Genomic DNA, 17,510 nt, shown 5'->3' with positions numbered 1-17,510 from the left:
TGTGCTCATGCCGGTCCAGAGCGTGGAGGCCCCCACCGAGGTCAGGGGCGAGTCCCTGCCCGGGTATGCGGTCGCCGCGATCCGGGAGGAGGGGCGGTGGCGGTGCGTCCGCCTCGAGCCGGACGCCCTCGTCGACCTCGACGCGGCGATCACCGAGCTGCGGGGGCTGCGGTCCACCGGCGCGGTCGTCGGCCTGCTGGACGTGGACGACGAGTTCTTCGTCCTGCTGCGCCCGGTCCCCGGCGGCGTGGCCCTGATGGTGTCGGACGCCGCGGCCGCCCTGGACTACGACGTCGCGGCGGACGTGTTGGACCTGCTCCGCGTCGACCTCCCGCCGGACGACGACGCGCTGGACGACGACCCCTGGCCCGAGGGCGATCTCTCCATCCTCGCGGACCTCGGCCTGCCCGCCGAGGAGCTGGGCGTGCTGGCGGGGGAGTTCGAGCTGTACCCGGACGAGCAGCTCGCCACCATCGGCCGCCGCTGCGGCTTCGGCGACGAGCTCGCGAAGCTCGTCGGCCGCTGACCCGCGAGTCCCCGCTTCCCGCCCGCGAGTCCCCACGACCCGCGAGTCCCCCCTTCCGACCCGCGAGTTCGACGTCCTGGCGCCCGAGTCGGACATTCGTGCGCCGGCATCATGGCCCGGTGCAGCCCACCTCGTCCGATCTCGCCTGGATGGGCCGCGCGCTCTCGGTGGCCGCGGGGGCGCTGGAGAGCGGGGACGTTCCCATCGGCGCGGTGGTCGTGGACGCCGACGGCCGCGAGCTCGCCGCCGCAGCCAACGCCCGCGAGGCCCTCGGCGACCCCACCGCCCACGCCGAGGTGCTCGCGCTGCGGGAGGCCGCGGCCGTCCGGGGGGAGTGGCGGCTCGAGGGCTGCACGCTGGTGGTGACCGTGGAACCGTGCACGATGTGTGCCGGTGCCCTCGGCCTCGCCCGGATCGACCGGGTGGTCTTCGGCGCCTGGGAGCCGAAGACGGGCGCGGCGGGCTCGCTGTGGGACGTCCTGCGGGACCGCAGGCTCACCCACCGCCCCGAGGTCCTCGGCGGAGTCCGCGAGGACGAGGCCGCCGACCTGCTGAAACGCTTCTTCGCCGGGGGCCTGCGGGACTGACCGCGTGAGCTTGTAACCTTGTCGGCGGTAGCGTGTCCGAGCGGCCGAAGGAGCGCGCCTCGAAAGCGCGTGAGGTGCAAGCCTCCGTGGGTTCAAATCCCACCGCTACCGCCACGAACGCCGGGTCCTCGTCGAGGACCCGGCGTTTCGCGTATCCAGGTCCCGCCACGCTGCGGGGGGTGGGGCCGGGGCGCCCGCCCACACCCGCCGGGACCAGGGGAGTGCCAGGCGGTCCTCGTGCGGAGCGAGCCTGCTCAGTGGGAGGGCCTCGGCGTGCCGGGAGAAGACCGCGTCGACGTAGCGGTGGCCCGTGTCCGCGGCGACGAACACCGTGGTCCGGCCCGGTTCCCGTTCCCAGCCCGCGGCCAGATACGCCGCGCCTGCCGACAGCCCGGCGAACACCGCGTGCTCTCGCAGCAGCGCCACCGATCCCGACAGCGCGACGCCGAAGCCCGTCCAGTGGATCACGTCGTAGGCCTCGTGGGAGACGTTGCCGAAGGGGATGGAGCTGCCGATCCCGGCGATCAGGATGTCCGGGTCCTCGACCCCGTCGCTGCCGAAGGTGACGCTGCCGAAGGGCTGGACCCCCACCAGCCGGACGTCGCCGGTCTCGCGCAGGTAGCGCGCGAGCCCACCCGTCGACGCGCCCGACCCGACCCCGCCGACCAGCGTCACCGGGGTCGGGCCCAGCGCCGCGCGGATCGTCGCGGCGACCGCGCGGTAGCCCAGGTAGTGCACCTCGTCGTGGTACTGGCGCATCCAATGCAGCCGCGGCTCGGCCTCTAGCAGCGCATGGATCCGAGCCACTCGCCGGGACTGGTCGAGCTTGAGGTCCGTCGAGCGCGGCATCCGCTCCAGCGTCGCGCCGAGCAGCTCGAGCTGGACCCGCGCCGACTCGTCCACCGTCGTCGAGCCGACGATGTGGCAGCGCAGGCCGTGTCGGTGGCAGGCCAGTGCGAGGGCGGTCGCGTAGATCCCGGACGAGCTGTCCACCAGCGTGTCCCCGGGTGCGACGGCACCCGTGTCCAGCAGGTGCCGGACGGCGGCGTCCGCACTGAGCACCTTCATCGTCTCGAAGCGCAGGCAGAGCAGGTCGTCGGCCAGTCGGACGAGGTCGGGTCTGCCGACGGCGTCCGCGACGTGGGCGTCGATCATGCCGCCACCAGCTCGCCCACCACGAACGACCCGGTGGCGGGCAGCCCGACGGCCCGCAGCGCCGCGACCGCGGGGGCCGGGTCCGCGTCCGGGCGCAGCAGCAGTCCGGCCACGCTCCCGCTGTGGGCGACCTGCACGCCGAGGGCGTGCTCCCCGGCGGCGAGCAACCGGTCGATCTCGGAGTCCGCCCGGTGCAGCCGCGCGCTGGCCGTGGCCACCCGCGCCACCTCGGTCGGATCGGCGCTGCTCACGGCCCGACGCAGGCGGGAGCGCAGTTCCGCGTACGCCGCCGGGTCGGGCAACGGCGGCGCGTCGGCCGGAGTGTCGACGGGGCGCCCGCCGTCGAGCAGGCAGCCCACGATCCGCAGCGGGGGCAGGGACTCCCCGAGCACCTCCAGGACGACGCCGTCCCGCTGGGCGAAGAGCCGGGGACGCGGGTCGTCGAACATCAGGGGATCGCTCGCGGCCTCCGCCGCCACGGCGATCCGGGCGATCTCCCGCGGCGCGATCCGGACGCCGAACCCGTCCGCGACCGCACGGATCGTGGCCACCACGTCGGCGGTCGAGGAGCCCATCCCGAGTCCGAACGGCACGGACCCGGTCAACGTGACCCGGCCTCCGCCCGGACGCTGCGGCACGGCGACCGCGGTGCCTCGGCCCGATCCCGCCCACTCGGCGCCCCGGTCGGCGAGCGCGGCGACGGTCAGCCGGGCGGCGCGGGTGGCCTTGGGGCGATGTCCGGGACCCACCGTGATGACCGGCTCGGGGCCCGGCTCGAACCGCGCCCGCACCCGCAGGTCGGGGCGCGGCAGCGTCACCAGGCCGGCCCGCAGGACCCCGTCGCGGTCCCGGAACGCGCCCTGCAGCAGCTCACCGTGGTGACACGGACACCAGCCGCTCCCGGTCACGGCGCGGCCCGGTAGCGGTAGAGCACGGTCGGATCGGCGCTGAACTGGGAGAACGGGAACGGTTCCGCCGACAGCGCCGCGACGCCCCGCCCGAGGAACGCCCGCGCGACGGCGGCCCCGGTCTGTGCGTAGACCGTCAGCGGCACGCCGCGCGCCCGGCACCGCGCCACGATCCCGTCGAACGTGTCGTTGGCCAGCGTCATCCCGGTGGCGACGACCTGGTCGGCCTTCTCGATCACCTCGTCGGCGTCGGCGGACACGACATCACCCCACTGGGTCTCCCGCAGGTCGAGATCGCACGGCAGGCACTCGGCCCCGCGCTCGCGGATCGCGGCGACCAGCGGGTTCACCACCCCGATCAGGGCGACCCGTGCGCCGGGCGCCACGTCCAGCAGACCGGCCACCGCCGCGTCCCGGGCAACCGCGCGCTCCTCGGGGGTGCCGTCCGGCAGCGTGATCCGCTCGGGGGCGGGATCGTCCCGGAAGGGCGACTCGGCGGCGAGCAGGGCGTCGAGTGCGGCGATCCGGACGGGGTACGGGACGTCGGTCAGCAGGGTCCGCAGCGGGCTGCCGGAGAGCTCCTGACAGGCCACCGGATCGAGCTCGCCCGCCTGCACGGATGCCGCTCCGAACGCGCGACCGGAGCGGACCAGCACGTAGTGGTTGCGGTAGGTCACGGCGCCCCCGGCGAGCCGGGTCCCGTGCCCGGCCCAGAAGACGCTGGTGGCGGTGCGCCCGGCGGCGCGGTCCCGGGCCCCGGAGAGCAGAGCGGCGACGGTCGGTGGTGGGTGCATGATCTAAATGAATATCATTGTCATTAACGGACATCCAGGGTGCGACCGGTCACGCTGGTCATCTCGGACCAGCCCTGCTAGATGTTTACGACAATCATGTTCATCAAGTTCGCCCTCGGGCTCACCCTGGCTCTGCCGGTCTCGATCGTCGTGGCGATCGGCCTCGGCCCCGCCGCCGTGCCCCCGCTCGACACCGTGCGCTACCTCGCCGCGGCGCTGACCGGCGGGACGATCGGCCTCGACGAGGTCCCCGTCTACGAGATCGTCTGGCAGCTGCGGACGCCGCGGGTGCTGCTCGCGGCCGTGGTCGGCGCCGGGCTCGCCGCGGTCGGGGTGGGCGTGCAGGCGTTGGTGCGCAACGCCCTCGCCGACCCGTTCGTCCTCGGGATCTCCTCCGGGGCCTCTGTCGGCGCGGTCACGGTGCTGGTCACCGGCACGGTCGCGGGGGTCTACGCGGTGTCGCTGGGGGCCTTCCTCGGCGCCGTCCTCGCCACCGTCCTGGTGCAGCTCGTGGCCCGCACGTCCAGCCCGCTGCGGCTGGTGCTGACCGGGATCGCGCTGGCCCACGCCTTCCAGGCGGCGATGGCGCTGCTGATCTACCTGGTCCCGCAGGGCGAGGCGACCTCGACCGTCCTCTACTGGACCCTCGGCGGCTTCGGCGCGGCGACCTGGGGCTCGCTGCCGGTCGTCGCCGTGGTCGTCGTCGCAGGCCTGGTCCTGTTGCGCGCCCATGCCCGCGATCTCGACGTCCTGGCGTTGGGGGACGAGACCGCCGCGAGCTCGGGGCTCGACGCCACCGCCCTGCGCACCCGCCTGTTCCTGCTCACCTCCCTGATGACGGGGGCGATGGTCGCGGTGAGCGGGGCGATCGGGTTCCTCGGGCTGATCGTGCCGCACCTGGTCCGGATGCTCACCGGGGCGGTGCACGCCCGGGTGCTGGTGCTCGCGCCACTGGTCGGGGCCGTCCTGGCGGTCTGGGTGGACCTGCTGGCACGCACCGTCGTCGCGCCACGGGAGCTGCCGCTCGGGGTGGTCACGGCCCTGGTCGGGGTGCCGGTGTTCCTGGTGCTGGTCCGTCGCCGCGGGTACGTCTTCGGGAACGCCCGATGACCCTGTCGCTGCAGGGGATCTCGGTCGCCGCCGGTGGTCGGGAGATCGTCCGGGAGCTGTCGTTGGAGGTGGCCACCGGGAGCGTGGTCGGTCTGGTCGGACCGAACGGCAGCGGGAAGTCGACCGCCCTGCGCTGCGTGTACCGGGCCCTGCGCCCGCTCCGCGGCACGGTGCTGCTCGACGGCCTCGACCTGGCCGGGACCCCGTTGCGGCACAGTGCCCGGCGGGTCGCCGCGCTGACCCAGGACCACGGCTCCGAGCTGGACTTCACCGTGGCCGAGCTGGTCGGGTTGGGTCGGGCCCCGCACGGCACCCCCGACCCGGAGATCGTGCGCGACGCGATGCGGCGGGTCGGCGTGGACCACCTCGCCGACCGCGGGGTGCTCACCCTGTCCGGCGGCGAGCGCCAACGCGCACTGGCCGCCCGCGCGCTCGCCCAGACCCCCGAGGTCCTCGTCCTCGACGAGCCCACGAACCACCTCGACATCGCCCACCAGCTCGGGCTGCTCGCCGCCCTGCGCGACACCGCCCTGACCGTGCTGGTGGTCCTGCACGACCTCAACCTCGCCGCCGCCGTCTGCGACCGGATCGGGGTGCTGTCCGCGGGACGCCTGGTCGCCGTCGGGACCCCGGCCGAGGTGCTCACCCCGACCGTCCTGGCGGAGGTGTTCGGGGTGGCGGCGGAGGTCGTCGCGCACCCGACCACCGGCCGTCCCCAACTGCTCTACACGTTCTAGGAGGAGTTCCCGTTGCGCCGCTTCGCCCCCCTGTTGCTGGTCCCGTTGCTGACCGCCTGCGGTGCGCAGGTCGAGTCGGCGGGGGCCGCCGACACCGTGACCGTCGCGCGGTGCGGCGAGCAGGTCGAGTACCGCGTCCCGCAGCGCGCCGTGGCCTACGAGGGCGGCAGCGCCGACAAGCTGTTCGCGCTCGGGCTGACCGACCACGTGCTCGGCTACGTCATGCCACCCGCCAACCCGCCCGTCACCGAGTCCCCCTATGCCGCCGAGTACGCGAAGGTCGAGATGCTGTCGGACGACCTGCTCAACCGCGAGCTGGTCGTCGACGCCCGCGCCGACCTCGTCGTCGCGGGCTGGCGGTCCGGGTTCTCCGACGAACGGGGGATCACCCCCGCGCTGCTCGACGGCCTCGGCATCCAGAGCGCCATGCATACCGAGAGCTGCTGGAACTACCCCGGCTTCCCCGAGCGGGTCCCGCCGATCGAGGGGCTCTACGAGGACCTCCGCAGGCTCGGCGCGATCTTCCGGGTCCCGGACCGGGCCTCCGCGCTGGTCGCGGACCTGCAGGCCCGGGTCGCGGCGGTCGAGGCCGCGGCGCCGGACACCGAGACGCCGGTGTTCCTCTACGACTCCGGCACCGACCGGCCCTTCAGCGCCGCCAACCAGGTGCCCCCGAACGACGTCATGCGGATCGCGGGCGGGCGCAACATCCTGGCCGACGTCGACGGCCGCTGGACCGACGTCGGGTGGGAGACCGTCGTCGAGCGGCGCCCCGAGGTCATCATGATCATGGACTACGGCACGCAGAGCGCCGAGGACAAGATCGCGTTCCTGAAGTCGCTGCCGCAGCTGCGCAGCGTGCCCGCCGTGCGGAACGACCGGTTCTTCGTGCTCGACTACAACGAGGGGATCAGTGGTCCGCGGGTGATCGACGGCCTGGAGCGGTTCGGCGCGTACATGAGGGCGCTGTGAGGAACGGTGCGGTCCGGTCCGGCGCCGTGAGGTCCGGGGCCGTGGGGTTCGCCCGGCTCTGGACCGGGACGACGGCCTCGGGCCTCGCGACCTGGGCGCTACCGTTCGTGCTCGGGCTCGGCGTGGTCGACGGGGCGCTGTCCGCCGTGGAGCTGGGGCTCGCGCTGGGGGTCCGCACCGCAGGCTTCCTCCTGGCGGTCCCCGCCGCCGGCGTGCTGGCGGACCGGTACTCCCGCCGCGCGACGGTGGGCTGGTCCGGCGCCGTGGCGGCCGTCGGCTCGCTGCTGGTGGCGGCCGGGCCGGGGCAGCTCGCGCTGCTCCTGCTCGGGGCCGCCCTGGCCGGGGCGGGGCAGGGGGCGTGCAGGCCGGCGTTCCAGGCGCTGGTCGTCGAGGTGGTGGCGGAGGAGCGCCGTCAGGAGGCGAACGCCGCGATGACCGTGTCCGTGCGGGCGACCACGCTGGTCGCCCCATCGCTCACCGCCCTGCTGGCCACGGTGGTCCCGGTTGCGGGTCTGGCGCTCGGGATCGCGGCGTTGTGGCTGATCGCCGCCGCGGTGCCGCCGCGGGGGGCCAGGGTCGACAGGGTCGACAGGGTCGCCGAGGAGGCGACGACCGGGGCACCGGTCACGGGGACGGTCGGCGGGGATGTGTCGGCCGGACGTCCCGCCATGGAGGCCGCCTGCGGTCCGATCGCCTCGGCTCGGCCCGGAGCGCGGGTGGGTCGGGCGGCGAGCCGGGTCGTGGCGCGTCGGGCGTGGTCGGGGTTCGTCGCGGACTTCCGCGAGGGGTTGGTCGAGGCTCGTCGGCATCCCTGGTTCCTCGCAGGCCTCGGCGCCCTGACCGCCGTGATCGCGACCGGATACTCGGCGACCGGTGTGGCGTTGCCGCTGGTCAGCGCCGACCGCTACGGCGGGGCGACGGTCCTGGCGGGCGCCCTGACCGGCTACACCGCCGGTGCGCTGGTCGGCGGCCTGCTCGTGGCGCGCCTCCGGCCGCGGGCACCGGGGTGGGTGGCCCTGGGCGGCCTCGCGCTCTACGCCGTTGCGCCGCTGTCGCTGGTGTTCCCGGTTCCGGTGTGGACGGTGGTCGCGGCGTACGTGGTGTGCGGCATCGGGATCGAGCTGTTCAACGTCCCGTGGTTCACCGCGGTGCAGCGGGAGGTGGAGCCGTCGAAGCTGGCCCGGGTGTCCTCGCTGGACTTCCTGCTGTCCTACGGGCTCGCGCCGCTGGGCCTCGCCCTGATCGCCCCGGCGATCACCGCGTGGGGTCCGGCCCCCGTCCTGGTCGGCTGCGCGGTGGTCTGCCTCGCAGCACCCGCGCTCGCCGCGCTCGCACCCGGCTCCCGGGGCTTCGCTACACCGCGGTGAAGCCGAGCGCCCGCATGTAGGCGGCGAACGGGGGCTTGGCGGGGATGACCCGACCCTCCTCGAAGGCCAGGACCTCCGCCGCGGTGACCCCGCAGCGGCTCGCCAGGTCGGCGGCGCTGAGGTCCTTCATCGCCCGGGCCTCGCGGAGGAGACGGCCGAAGTCCTCGGCGTCCTCCTGCGGGGTGAACCGGGTTCCGTTCGCTCCGACCAACACGTCCAGGCTCCTCTCGACGACCGGAACCGACTGTGCCGGGTGCCGCCGCGCGGCGCACGGCCCGCGCGACGGGTGGCGGTCGTTCGGCGCCGAACGCAGCGACGCCGGGTCGGTCCGTGGACCGCCCGGCGTCGCCGCTGCTCGTGAGCGCGGAGGATAGGGGATTCGAACCCCTGAGGGCTTGCGCCCAACACGCTTTCCAAGCGTGCGCCCTAGGCCACTAGGCGAATCCTCCGCGGAAGACCTTACGGGACGAGCCCGGAGACCCCCGCGGCGGGACCCGGGTCCCGGATGTGGCTACACTCGTCCACGGATCCCGCGCGGCGTCCATCCTGTGAACTCCCCCAGGGCCGGAAGGCAGCAAGGGTCAGCGGGCTCTGGCGGGTGCGCGGGGTCCCCTTTCTTCCCCCTGGCATTCCTGTCGGGGTCGATCGGTAGCCTCGGCTCGTGGCCCTCGCTCTGTATCGCAAGTACCGCCCGGCGAAGTTCGCCGAGGTGGTCGGGCAGGAGCACGTCACCCAGCCGCTGGGAGTGGCGCTCGCGGCGGGTCGCATCAACCACGCGTACCTGTTCTCGGGGCCGCGGGGGTGCGGCAAGACCTCGTCGGCCCGGATCCTGGCCCGATCACTGAACTGCGTGGACGGCCCGACGCCGGATCCGTGCGGGGTCTGCAACTCCTGCATCGCCCTCGCGCCCGAGGGGCCGGGGAACATCGACGTCGTGGAGCTGGACGCGGCGTCCCACGGTGGTGTGGACGATGCCCGCGAGCTGCGGGACCGCGCCTTCTACGCCCCCGCCGAGTCGCGGTACCGGGTGTTCATCGTCGACGAGGCGCACATGGTCACCACGCAGGGCTTCAACGCCCTGCTGAAGATCGTGGAGGAGCCGCCGGAGCACCTCGTCTTCGTCTTCGCCACGACCGAGCCGGACAAGGTGCTGCCCACCATCCGGTCCCGCACGCACCACTACCCGTTCCGGCTCATCCCGCCCGGCACCCTGCGGTCGCTGCTGGAGCGCATCTGCGGCGAGGAGAGCGTGCAGGTCCAGCCCGCCGTGTACCCGCTGGTCATCCGCGCGGGCGGAGGGTCGGCGCGAGACACGCTCTCGGTGATGGACCAGCTGCTCGCGGGCGCGGGACCCGAGGGCGTGACCTACGAGCGCGCGATGGCGCTGCTCGGCGTCACGGACGTCGCGCTGATCGACGACGTGGTGGACGCCCTCGCCGCGGGGGACGGCGGGGCGGTCTACCAGGCGGTGGACCGGCTGGTCGAGGCGGGCCACGACCCGCGCCGCTTCGCCGCCGACCTGCTCCAGCGGCTGCGGGACCTGATGTTGGTGCAGGCCGTTCCCGAGGCGGCGAGCCAGGGGCTGGTCGAGGCGGCGTCGGACGAGATGGACCGCATGCTGGACCAGGCCGCGCGGCTGGGGCCCGCCACGCTCGCCCGGTACGGCGAGATCGTCCACGCGGGGCTCACCGAGATGCGCGGCGCCACCGCCCCCCGGCTGCTCCTCGAGCTGTTGTGTGCGCGGATGCTGCTGCCCGCCGCCACGACCACCGACGCCGGGCTCCTGGAGCGCCTGGAGCGGGTCGAACGCCGCCACGCGATCGCCCCCGGTCCCGCGGGCTCGGGTACGTCCGGGGGCGGCGCGCCCGCCGAGGAGCCGACACCGCAGTTCGTCCGACCCTCGCGGCGGCGGGAGGCGGGGGAGACCGAGAGCGGCCCCGCCGCCCGCCCCGCCGCCCCCGGCAGCCCGGCCGCCGCTGACGGACCCGCGCAGGTCGGCGGTCCCGGCTCCGCGGCGGGGGAGAGGGCACCCGCGGGCCACGCGCCCGCGTCGGCCCCGGCAAGCGGCTCTGCGGCGGCCTCGCCCGTTGAGCAGCCTGCGCCCGGGACTCCCGCGGCGGCCGCGCCGGTCGCCGCGTCGGAGCCGGTCGCCGGGACTCCGGTCGGCTCCGCGCCGACGAGCGCTCCGGCCGCGGAACCGCCCACGCCGCCCGACGCGGTCCCGCCCGCGGCGGCGGGTGTGGCGGTGGCGGGTGTGGCGTCGGTGGGTGCCGGGGCGGCGGGTGCCGAGTCGCCGGATGCCGGTGCCGGCTCGTCGGCTGCCGATGCCGGTGCCGGCTCGTCGGGGACCGTGACGACCGGTGCCGACTCGTCGGCTGCCGCGTCGGTGGGGACGTCGGTGGGGACGATGTCGTCCGCAGTCGGGCCTGCGGAGCAGGCCGGCGGGCCGCTCGGCGGTGCTTCCGAGGGTCCGGCGGGCGCGTCGGTGGGTGAGGGTGGTCCCGGTCCCGGTCCCGGGGCGGCGGGCGACGGTGCTGCCTGCGGCGCGGCGGCCGAGGGGCCGAGGGGCGATGCGGAGCCCGGCCGCGGCGCAGCTGCCGTCGTCGATCCGGTCGGGGCACCCCACTCCGTCGCGGCGCAGCAGGATGTCGTGCCGACGAGCGGCCCGCAGGCGGCCGCAGCCCGGACCGACCGGCCGGACGCGGTGCCGTCGGGCAGCGCTGGTGCCGGAGGGGAGCCGGAGCGGGCATTCGCCGAGCCCACCGGGCCCACCGAGCCCCCCGGGCCCACCGAGCCCGAGGCGGACCGATCCACCCCCGTGGTCTCAGGTCTGGACGCCGGTGCGGTGCGGCGGGTGTGGTCGGAGATCCTCGGCGCGGCCAGGCAGCGCAGCCGCAGCACCGAGGCGTTGATGGTCAACGCCACGGTCCGCGCCGTCGAGGGGGAGACCCTCGTGCTGAGCATCGGCTCGCCGCCCCTGGCCCGGCGGCTCGCCGAGACCCGCAACACGGACGTGATCAGCGCGGCGCTGCACACCGTGCTGGGTGTGCAGTGGGGCATCCGGGTCGAGACCGGGGGCGGAGCCGCCCCGCCCCAACCCGCGGCCCGCCAGTCGGCCCCGCGCAGCGTGCCACAGCGGCCGTCCCGCCAGGAGACCGCTGCGGCCGACCGCGCCGAGCCTCCGCGCGCTCAGGCACGCCAGTCCGAGTCCCCCCGGCCGGAGTTCCAGCGGCCCGCCCAGCGCCCGGGTGCTCCGCAGTCCGGTGCTCCGCAGTCCGGTGCTCCGCAGTCCGGCGCTCCGCAGTCCGGCGCCGTGGAGAGCGGGGACCACAGCTCGGCCGCCGGATCCGGCGCGGAGGCGGGACGCGACCGGTCGGGTGGTCAGGGCGCCGCGTCGCGCCCGGAGACCCCGCAGGCCGAGGCCCGTCGCCCGGCCGCGCGCGCCGGCTACCAGCGGCCCTCCTCCCCCCGGAACGACGACGGCCCGCCACTGCCGCCCGAGCCGCCGGACGAGGAGCCCCCGCCGGACGACGAGGAGGCCATGATCGCCGAGGCGGACGCCTCCCGGGCCGAGCGCTCCGTGCGTCGGGACCCGGAGGAGGTCGCCATCGAGCTGCTGTCCTCCCAGCTCGGCGCGAAGGCCTTCGACCAGCGCTGACCACCGGTCGGCGGGAGCGTTCGGGTCGTCCCGTGGTGAGCGGACGGCTCGGCGTCCCCGTCACGCCACGCTCGGGTTGATCACCTCAGCCGAGACCGAACCGAGGTGTCGGCAGCGCCGTCCGGTCGCGCTCGCACCGATCGTGGACGGCGACCGGCGCTGATCAGGGAGTGAGGAAGTGCTGGATCCCCGCGGCGATCGCGGTGGCGTAGCGCTCCCGGCCGTCCGCGCCGCTCACCAGGGCCGCCTCCCGCGCGTTGCGCATGTTCGCGCACTCCACCAGCGCCGCGGGCACCGTCGCGAAGTTGAGCCCGCCGAGGTCGGCGCGGGGGGACAGCCCGTCCCGCCCGATGTAGTCGCTGACCCGGAACCCGCCCGCGACCAGGGCGTCCCTCAGGTCGCCCGCCAGCGTCAGGGCGGGCCCGGACTGCGCGGGGTTGAGCGGCGGGTTCGAGTAGGCCACGTGGAAGCCGCTGCCGCCCGCGGCCGCGCCGTCGGCGTGCAACGACACCATCAGGTCGGCGCCCGCGGCCTGCCCGGCCCGGCCGCGCTCGTCCACGCAGGGGCCGACGCCGTCGTCCGACGGGCGGGTGAGCACGACCCGGGCGCCCGCGGCGGTCAGCCGGGCCCGCACCCGTCCCGCCAGGTCCCAGGCGAACGCGTGCTCGGTGTACCCGGCGTCGGTGCTCGTCCCGGTGGTGTTGCAGGCCTTGGTGCCGCCCCGCCCGTCCGGGACCTGGCGGGTGACCGCGGCGCGGGCGGTGCCGTTGCCACCGTTGTGCCCCGGATCGAGGACGACGGTGCGCCCGGCGAGGGGGAGCGTCGGCGGCGACGGCGCGGGGCCTGCAGGGGTGGTGGCGGCGGGGCTCGCGGTCGCCACCGACGTCGGGGAGGCGGCCGGTACCCCGCCCGCGGAGCACGCGACCAGGACGAACGCCGCGGCGACCACCCAGCCCGCCCGCCTCGCGAACGGTGGCCCACCCCGGGCGCCGGTGCGCGCGGGTCGCCCCGCCTGCTCGGCCCGCGGCACGTCGACACCGCCCGGGGACGGGCTCGCGCGCAGGCGTGCCCTGGTCGTCGGGCGGGCTCTGCGCGGGGCGGACACGGCGGACAGCCTCGCACGGCTACTCTGGGTCTCCAGACCGCGACACGAGGAGTCTTGTGGTGCAACCGGGTGGTCAGCCGGACATGGCGATGATCCTGCAGCAGGCGCAGAAGATGCAGGAACAGCTCATGTCGGCCCAGCAGGAGCTCGCCGAGGCCGAGGTGACGGGTCAGGCGGGGAACGGGCTCGTCCGCGTCACGCAGACCGCGGCCGGCGAGGTGCTCAGCGTCCAGATCGACCCCAAGATCGTGGATCCGGAGGACGTGGAGACGTTGCAGGACCTCCTCGTGGGCGCGATCCAGGACGCCGCGCGTGCGGCCCAGGAGCTGCAGGCCGAGAAGATGGGCCCGCTGACCGGAGGGCTCGGCGACCTCGGCGGCGGGTTCGGCCTGCCCGGCGCCTGAGGTGTTCGAAGGACCGGTCCAGGACCTGATCGACGAGCTCGGCCGGCTGCCCGGCGTCGGGCCGAAGAGCGCGCAGCGCATCGCCTTCCACCTGCTCGCGGCGGACGCCGCGGACGTCACCCGGCTGCAGGAGGTCCTGCAGAAGGTGAAGGAGGGCGTGCAGTTCTGCGAGGTGTGCGGCAACGTCTCGGAGCACGAGCGGTGCCGCTACTGCGCGGACGCGCGGCGGGACCCCACGGTCGTCTGCGTGGTCGAGGAGCCCAAGGACGTGCTCGCGGTGGAACGCACCCGCGAGTTCAAGGGCCGCTACCACGTCCTCGGTGGGGCGCTGGATCCCTTGGGCGGGATCGGCCCGGACGGGCTGCGCATCCGCGAGCTGCTGGCCCGCCTGGGCGGCACCGGCCCGGCGAGCGACGAGGGTGACATCAGCGAGGTCATCATCGCCACCGACCCCAACACCGAGGGCGAGGCGACCGCGACCTACCTGGTCCGGCTGCTGAAGGACTTCCCCGGCCTGTCCGTGACGCGTCTGGCGTCCGGCCTGCCGATGGGCGGCGATCTCGAGTTCGCCGACGAGATGACGCTGGGCCGCGCCCTCGCCGGGCGCCGCGTCCTCAGCTGAGCGGCGCCCCACCGGGGGCGCCGCTCAGGGTTGTCGGGGGTGTGCTCACAGGGTCGGACCTGCGCAGGAACCCCCCGGCACTGCGCGATCAGTCACCGTCCTCGTCTCCCCAGGAGTCGTAGTACCCGCCGCCGTGGCGGACCTCCCAGTTGCGACGCCGGTCAGCGGCGACCCTCCGCCATGCGCGGGACTGTGCGGCATCCATGACGCCCACGACGACCCCGATCACGGCCAACACACCCACTCCGACCAGTACGAGTGCCAAGACGCTCATGGGGACCACCTCCCGGATCGACGACGGGCGACCTTGCTGGAGCCGACGGTGCGAACAGCTCGGATGGAGCTCATCGAGTACTCACCCTTCTCGTTGGTCCTTCTCCGGCGACCTGCCGGAGGCTGAGGGGTCCCGCGAATCGGGGACCGGGGTCGGCGCGACACGCCGGACGGGCGGGGGCTGCTGCCGTTCTCGCTGTTCACGGGCGCCCTCCTCACCTCGGGACCCCGGGTGGAGGTGATGCGAACCACTGGGGTCCATCTACGGTTAGAGTGCCGCAGGACAAGCCACCATGCAATTGCATAGACGGCTATCACCTTCTCGGAGCAACCGCACGAGCACGGACGGTGGGAACGCGCATGGCGCCGCAGCAGGGTCCGGCAGGCCCCCGGAGGCGACTGGGCGCCGAGCTGCGCAGGCTCCGCCTCAAGCGGGACATGACCCTGGACGAGGTCGCCGCGCTGATGACCTGCTCCACCAGCAAGATCTCCCGCCTGGAGACCGGCAAGGGCATCCCCAAGATGCCGGACGTCAACGAGCTCATCCGGATCTACGGGGTCGCCTCGGACGCGGAGCGGGAGATGCTGCGCAGGCTGGTCGGCGAGGGGCGGACGACGGGCTGGTGGGAGCCGTACGTCGAGGGTGTCGACCCCGAGCGGTTCGTCATGGACGCACCGGCGCGCTATCCCTCGCTCGAGGCGGAGGCGACCTCGGTCTCGTCGTTCGACCTGGCGTTCCTCCACGGCCTGCTCCAGACGCGCGAGTACGCGCGTGCCGTACTCGCCGCGCTGCTCCCGCACCACGGGCGCAGGCCGATCGAGAAGCTCGTCGAGCTGCGGATGGAGCGGCAGCGGGCGCTGGAGCGGTCCAGGCCGCTGGACTTCCACGTCGTGCTGGACGAGAGCGTGCTGGTCCGCGAGGCGGGCGGACGGGCGGTGATGCGCGGCCAGCTCGAGGTGCTCCTCGAGCGGGCGGCGGCGCCCAACGTCGACCTGCGGGTGCTCCCGTTCTCGGCGGGTCTGGACCGGGCCCACCTGGGGGAGTTCGTGCTCCTGGGGTTCGACGATCCGGCTCTGTCCGATGTGGTCTACGTTGAGGGCCCGTCGGGCGAGACGTACCTCGACGCACCCGCGGACGTTGAGCTGTACGAGCACGTGTTCGGCGATGTCGCGGAGCGGGCCCTCGACCCCGCGGCCTCCCGGGAACGGATCGCGCAGCACCTCCACTCCCTCGAGAGGACCTCCTGAAGTGATCGAGTACCGCGTGAGCAGCTTCTGCAGCGCAGGCAACTGTGTGGCCGTCGGGCGCACGGCCGAGGGCTACGCGGTGGCCGACACCAAGGACGGGTCGGCGCGGCCGCTCGAGTTCACGGTGGACGAGTGGGCGGCGTTCGTGGCCGGTGTGAAGAACGGCGAGTTCGACCCGCCGATCTCGTGACCCTGCGTGAGGTTGTTACGTCCCCCTCACGCATTTGAGCTGCCTTTGAGGTAGCTGTGCCCCAACTGTGACGTCAAGGGCTACCCGTCGGTAAGCGTGGTGACTAGCGTCTCCCACCATCGACAAACCCCGACGACCTCGAGGTGTCTCCCGTATGCCCACCACCCGACGTCTGCTCGCCGCCATCGCCGCCGGCGCGCTGTCCGTCTCCCTCGCCGCCTGTGCCACGTCCGAACGCGATTCGGGCTCCACGGCCGCGGCGACCGGCGGAACCATGGTCTTCGGCGCCGCAGGCGCCCCGAAGAACTTCGACCCGATCTTCAACGACGACGGTGAGAGCTTCCGTCCGATCCGGCAGATGTACGACACGCTGATCACCTACAAGCCGGGCACCACCGAGCTGTCCCCCGGTCTGGCCACCGCCTGGGAGTCGTCTCCGGACGGCAAGCAGTGGACCTTCACGATCCGTGACGGCGTGACCTTCTCCGACGGCACGGCGCTCGACGCCGCGGCCGTCTGCGCGAACTTCGACCGCTGGGGCACGATGGCCAGCGAGGCCGCGCAGAGCAACATGATCTACTACGCGGACGTCTTCGAGGGCTTCAAGGGGTCCGGCGGCATCTACGACAGCTGCCAGGCGAACGGCAACAAGGCCGTCCTGTCGCTGACGAAGTACAAGGGCGCCTTCCCGGCGGCCTTCGGTCTCACCGCGTTCTCGATCTCGAGCCCGGCCGCGCTGAAGCAGTACGACGCGAACAACGTCACGCAGTCCGGGGACTCGTTCGCCTACCCGGCCTACGCGACCGACCACCCCACCGGCACCGGGGCGTTCACGTTCGAGTCCTACGACCGGACCGCGAACACGATCACGCTCAAGCGCAACGACAACTACTGGGGCGAGAAGGCGAAGCTGGACAAGCTCGTCTTCCGCGTGATCCCGGACGAGAACGCGCGCAAGCAGGAGCTCACCGCAGGCACGATCGACGGCTACGACCTGCCCAGCCCGGCGGACTACGCGTCGCTCAAGAGCGCGGGCCAGCAGGTGCTGATCCGGGACCCGTTCAACGTGCTCTACATGGGCATCAACACCAAGAACAACCCGGCGCTGCAGGACATCCGGGTGCGCCAGGCGCTGGCCTACGCCATCGACCGGCAGGCGCTGGTCCAGACCAAGCTGCCCGAGGGCGCCGAGGTCGCGACCCAGTTCATGCCGCAGACCGTCGAGGGCTACGCGAGCGACGTGCAGCAGTACGCCTACGACCCGGCCAAGGCGAAGGACCTGCTGGCGCAGGCGGGCGCGACCAACCTGACGCTGAACTTCTACTACCCGACCGAGGTCTCCCGGCCGTACATGCCGAACCCGACCGACATCTTCCAGCTGATCGCGGAGAACCTGCGCCAGGTGGGGATCACGGTCAACCCGGTGCCGCGGCCGTGGAACGGCGGCTTCAAAGACGACGTCCAGACCGCGGGCAAGCAGGACCTCCACCTGCTCGGCTGGACCGGCGACTACAACGACGCGGGCAACTTCATCGGGACGTTCTTCGGCCGCCAGAAGCCGGAGTTCGGCGCCGAGGACCCGGCCATGTACTCCGAGATCACCGCGGCGGACGCCGTGGTGGACCCGGCGGGCAAGAAGGCGGCCTACGAGCAGGCCAACCGCGACCTGATGGCCAAGTACCTGCCCGCCGTGCCGATCAGCAGCAGCCCGCCCGCGATCGTCGTCGGGCCGAGCATCAAGGGGCTGGTCCCCAGCCCGCTGACCGACGAGCGCTTCAACACCGTCAGCAAGACCCAGAGCTGACGAAGGTCCCCGGCCGAGGGCGCGTGACCCGCGCCCTCGGCCCGGGGCCG

Annotated in this window: 17 protein-coding genes, 2 tRNA genes, 1 other RNA gene and 1 pseudogene; 14 read left to right on the top strand and 7 right to left on the bottom strand. The window is 74.0% G+C overall.

Features of this window, described 5'->3' with window-relative positions; all coding sequences use genetic code 11:
* The first annotated feature begins 7 nt into the window (after positions 1-7).
* From ABD993_RS10385 to ABD993_RS10375, 3 genes are all read left to right on the top strand, one after another.
* Positions 8-526, top strand: coding sequence for a tRNA adenosine deaminase-associated protein (locus tag ABD993_RS10385; RefSeq protein WP_345415138.1), 519 nt, complete (start codon positions 8-10; stop codon positions 524-526).
* A 119-nt stretch (positions 527-645) separates the two neighbouring features.
* Positions 646-1,113, top strand: a complete 468-nt coding sequence (locus tag ABD993_RS10380; protein WP_345415135.1) for a nucleoside deaminase — start codon at positions 646-648, stop codon at positions 1,111-1,113.
* A gap of 26 nt (positions 1,114-1,139) precedes the next feature.
* Positions 1,140-1,227: transfer RNA gene (locus ABD993_RS10375), tRNA-Ser, on the top strand.
* Here ABD993_RS10375 and ABD993_RS10370 read toward each other — a convergent pair.
* The 3 genes from ABD993_RS10370 to ABD993_RS10360 are packed head-to-tail and all read right to left on the bottom strand — an operon-like array spanning position 1,219 to position 3,970.
* Entirely contained in the window at positions 1,219-2,268 is a 1,050-nt protein-coding gene (locus tag ABD993_RS10370) for a pyridoxal-phosphate dependent enzyme (protein WP_345415132.1), read from the bottom strand. The two genes, ABD993_RS10375 and ABD993_RS10370, sit on opposite strands and share 9 nt — an antisense overlap.
* Positions 2,265-3,176: a GHMP family kinase ATP-binding protein gene (locus tag ABD993_RS10365; RefSeq protein WP_345415129.1), complete on the bottom strand. Its 912-nt coding sequence runs from the start codon at positions 3,174-3,176 to the stop codon at positions 2,265-2,267. The genes ABD993_RS10370 and ABD993_RS10365 overlap by 4 nt, the downstream gene beginning before the upstream one ends.
* The gene (locus tag ABD993_RS10360) at positions 3,173-3,970 is read right to left on the bottom strand and encodes a Rossmann-like domain-containing protein (RefSeq protein ID WP_345415126.1); all 798 of its coding nucleotides are present in this window, start codon (positions 3,968-3,970) and stop codon (positions 3,173-3,175) included. Before ABD993_RS10360 ends, ABD993_RS10365 begins: the two co-directional genes overlap by 4 nt.
* A gap of 96 nt (positions 3,971-4,066) precedes the next feature.
* Between ABD993_RS10360 and ABD993_RS10355 the strand changes: the two genes are divergently transcribed.
* The 4 genes from ABD993_RS10355 to ABD993_RS10340 are packed head-to-tail and all read left to right on the top strand — an operon-like array spanning position 4,067 to position 8,156.
* Positions 4,067-5,080, top strand: coding sequence for a FecCD family ABC transporter permease (locus ABD993_RS10355; protein WP_345415123.1), 1,014 nt, complete (start codon positions 4,067-4,069; stop codon positions 5,078-5,080).
* Positions 5,077-5,817 (top strand): ABC transporter ATP-binding protein, encoded by a 741-nt coding sequence (locus ABD993_RS10350; protein ID WP_345415120.1) that lies wholly within the window; start codon positions 5,077-5,079, stop codon positions 5,815-5,817. The genes ABD993_RS10355 and ABD993_RS10350 overlap by 4 nt, the downstream gene beginning before the upstream one ends.
* A 12-nt stretch (positions 5,818-5,829) precedes the next feature.
* Positions 5,830-6,789, top strand: a complete 960-nt coding sequence (locus tag ABD993_RS10345) for an ABC transporter substrate-binding protein (RefSeq protein WP_345415116.1) — start codon at positions 5,830-5,832, stop codon at positions 6,787-6,789.
* A 41-nt stretch (positions 6,790-6,830) separates the two neighbouring features.
* Entirely contained in the window at positions 6,831-8,156 is a 1,326-nt protein-coding gene (locus ABD993_RS10340) for an MFS transporter (protein WP_345415114.1), read from the top strand.
* Here the strand turns inward: ABD993_RS10340 and ABD993_RS10335 are convergent.
* Together ABD993_RS10335 and ABD993_RS10330 are read right to left on the bottom strand one after the other, a co-directional pair.
* The gene (locus ABD993_RS10335; RefSeq protein WP_345415112.1) at positions 8,143-8,370 is read right to left on the bottom strand and encodes a helix-turn-helix domain-containing protein; all 228 of its coding nucleotides are present in this window, start codon (positions 8,368-8,370) and stop codon (positions 8,143-8,145) included. The two genes, ABD993_RS10340 and ABD993_RS10335, sit on opposite strands and share 14 nt — an antisense overlap.
* Before the next feature lie 150 nt (positions 8,371-8,520).
* Positions 8,521-8,605, bottom strand: a tRNA-Ser gene (locus ABD993_RS10330).
* 73 nt (positions 8,606-8,678) lie between these two features.
* Here ABD993_RS10330 and ffs point away from each other — a divergent pair.
* Positions 8,679-8,773: signal recognition particle sRNA small type (ffs, locus tag ABD993_RS10325), an RNA gene on the top strand.
* Positions 8,774-8,817: 44 nt separating this feature from the next.
* Positions 8,818-10,443 (top strand): annotated as a pseudogene (locus ABD993_RS36670) (DNA polymerase III subunit gamma and tau); the annotation flags it as partial.
* Positions 10,444-11,977: 1,534 nt separating this feature from the next.
* On the opposite strand, the gene ABD993_RS10315 reads toward ABD993_RS36670, so the two are convergent.
* Positions 11,978-12,919: an N-acetylmuramoyl-L-alanine amidase gene (locus ABD993_RS10315; RefSeq protein WP_345415106.1), complete on the bottom strand. Its 942-nt coding sequence runs from the start codon at positions 12,917-12,919 to the stop codon at positions 11,978-11,980.
* 59 nt (positions 12,920-12,978) lie between these two features.
* On the opposite strand from ABD993_RS10315, the gene ABD993_RS10310 reads away from it, so the two are divergent.
* Both ABD993_RS10310 and recR read left to right on the top strand, forming a co-directional pair.
* Positions 12,979-13,323 (top strand): YbaB/EbfC family nucleoid-associated protein, encoded by a 345-nt coding sequence (locus ABD993_RS10310; protein WP_345415103.1) that lies wholly within the window; start codon positions 12,979-12,981, stop codon positions 13,321-13,323.
* Position 13,324: 1 nt separating this feature from the next.
* Positions 13,325-13,945, top strand: a complete 621-nt coding sequence (recR, locus tag ABD993_RS10305; protein WP_345415100.1) for a recombination mediator RecR — start codon at positions 13,325-13,327, stop codon at positions 13,943-13,945.
* A gap of 88 nt (positions 13,946-14,033) precedes the next feature.
* Here the strand turns inward: recR and ABD993_RS10300 are convergent, their stop codons facing one another.
* Entirely contained in the window at positions 14,034-14,219 is a 186-nt protein-coding gene (locus ABD993_RS10300; protein ID WP_345415097.1) for a hypothetical protein, read from the bottom strand.
* A gap of 359 nt (positions 14,220-14,578) precedes the next feature.
* Between ABD993_RS10300 and ABD993_RS10295 the strand changes: the two genes are divergently transcribed.
* From ABD993_RS10295 to ABD993_RS10285, 3 genes are all read left to right on the top strand, one after another.
* Positions 14,579-15,466 (top strand): helix-turn-helix domain-containing protein, encoded by an 888-nt coding sequence (locus ABD993_RS10295; protein WP_345415094.1) that lies wholly within the window; start codon positions 14,579-14,581, stop codon positions 15,464-15,466.
* 1 nt (position 15,467) lies between these two features.
* Positions 15,468-15,656, top strand: coding sequence for a DUF397 domain-containing protein (locus tag ABD993_RS10290; protein WP_345415092.1), 189 nt, complete (start codon positions 15,468-15,470; stop codon positions 15,654-15,656).
* Positions 15,657-15,810: 154 nt separating this feature from the next.
* Positions 15,811-17,460, top strand: coding sequence for an ABC transporter substrate-binding protein (locus tag ABD993_RS10285; RefSeq protein ID WP_345415090.1), 1,650 nt, complete (start codon positions 15,811-15,813; stop codon positions 17,458-17,460).
* Positions 17,461-17,510: the final 50 nt, after the last annotated feature.

The organism is Pseudonocardia xishanensis (assembly GCF_039541715.1).
Classification (GTDB): domain Bacteria; phylum Actinomycetota; class Actinomycetes; order Mycobacteriales; family Pseudonocardiaceae; genus Pseudonocardia; species Pseudonocardia xishanensis.
This window is presented reverse-complemented; position numbering and strand designations above follow the sequence as displayed.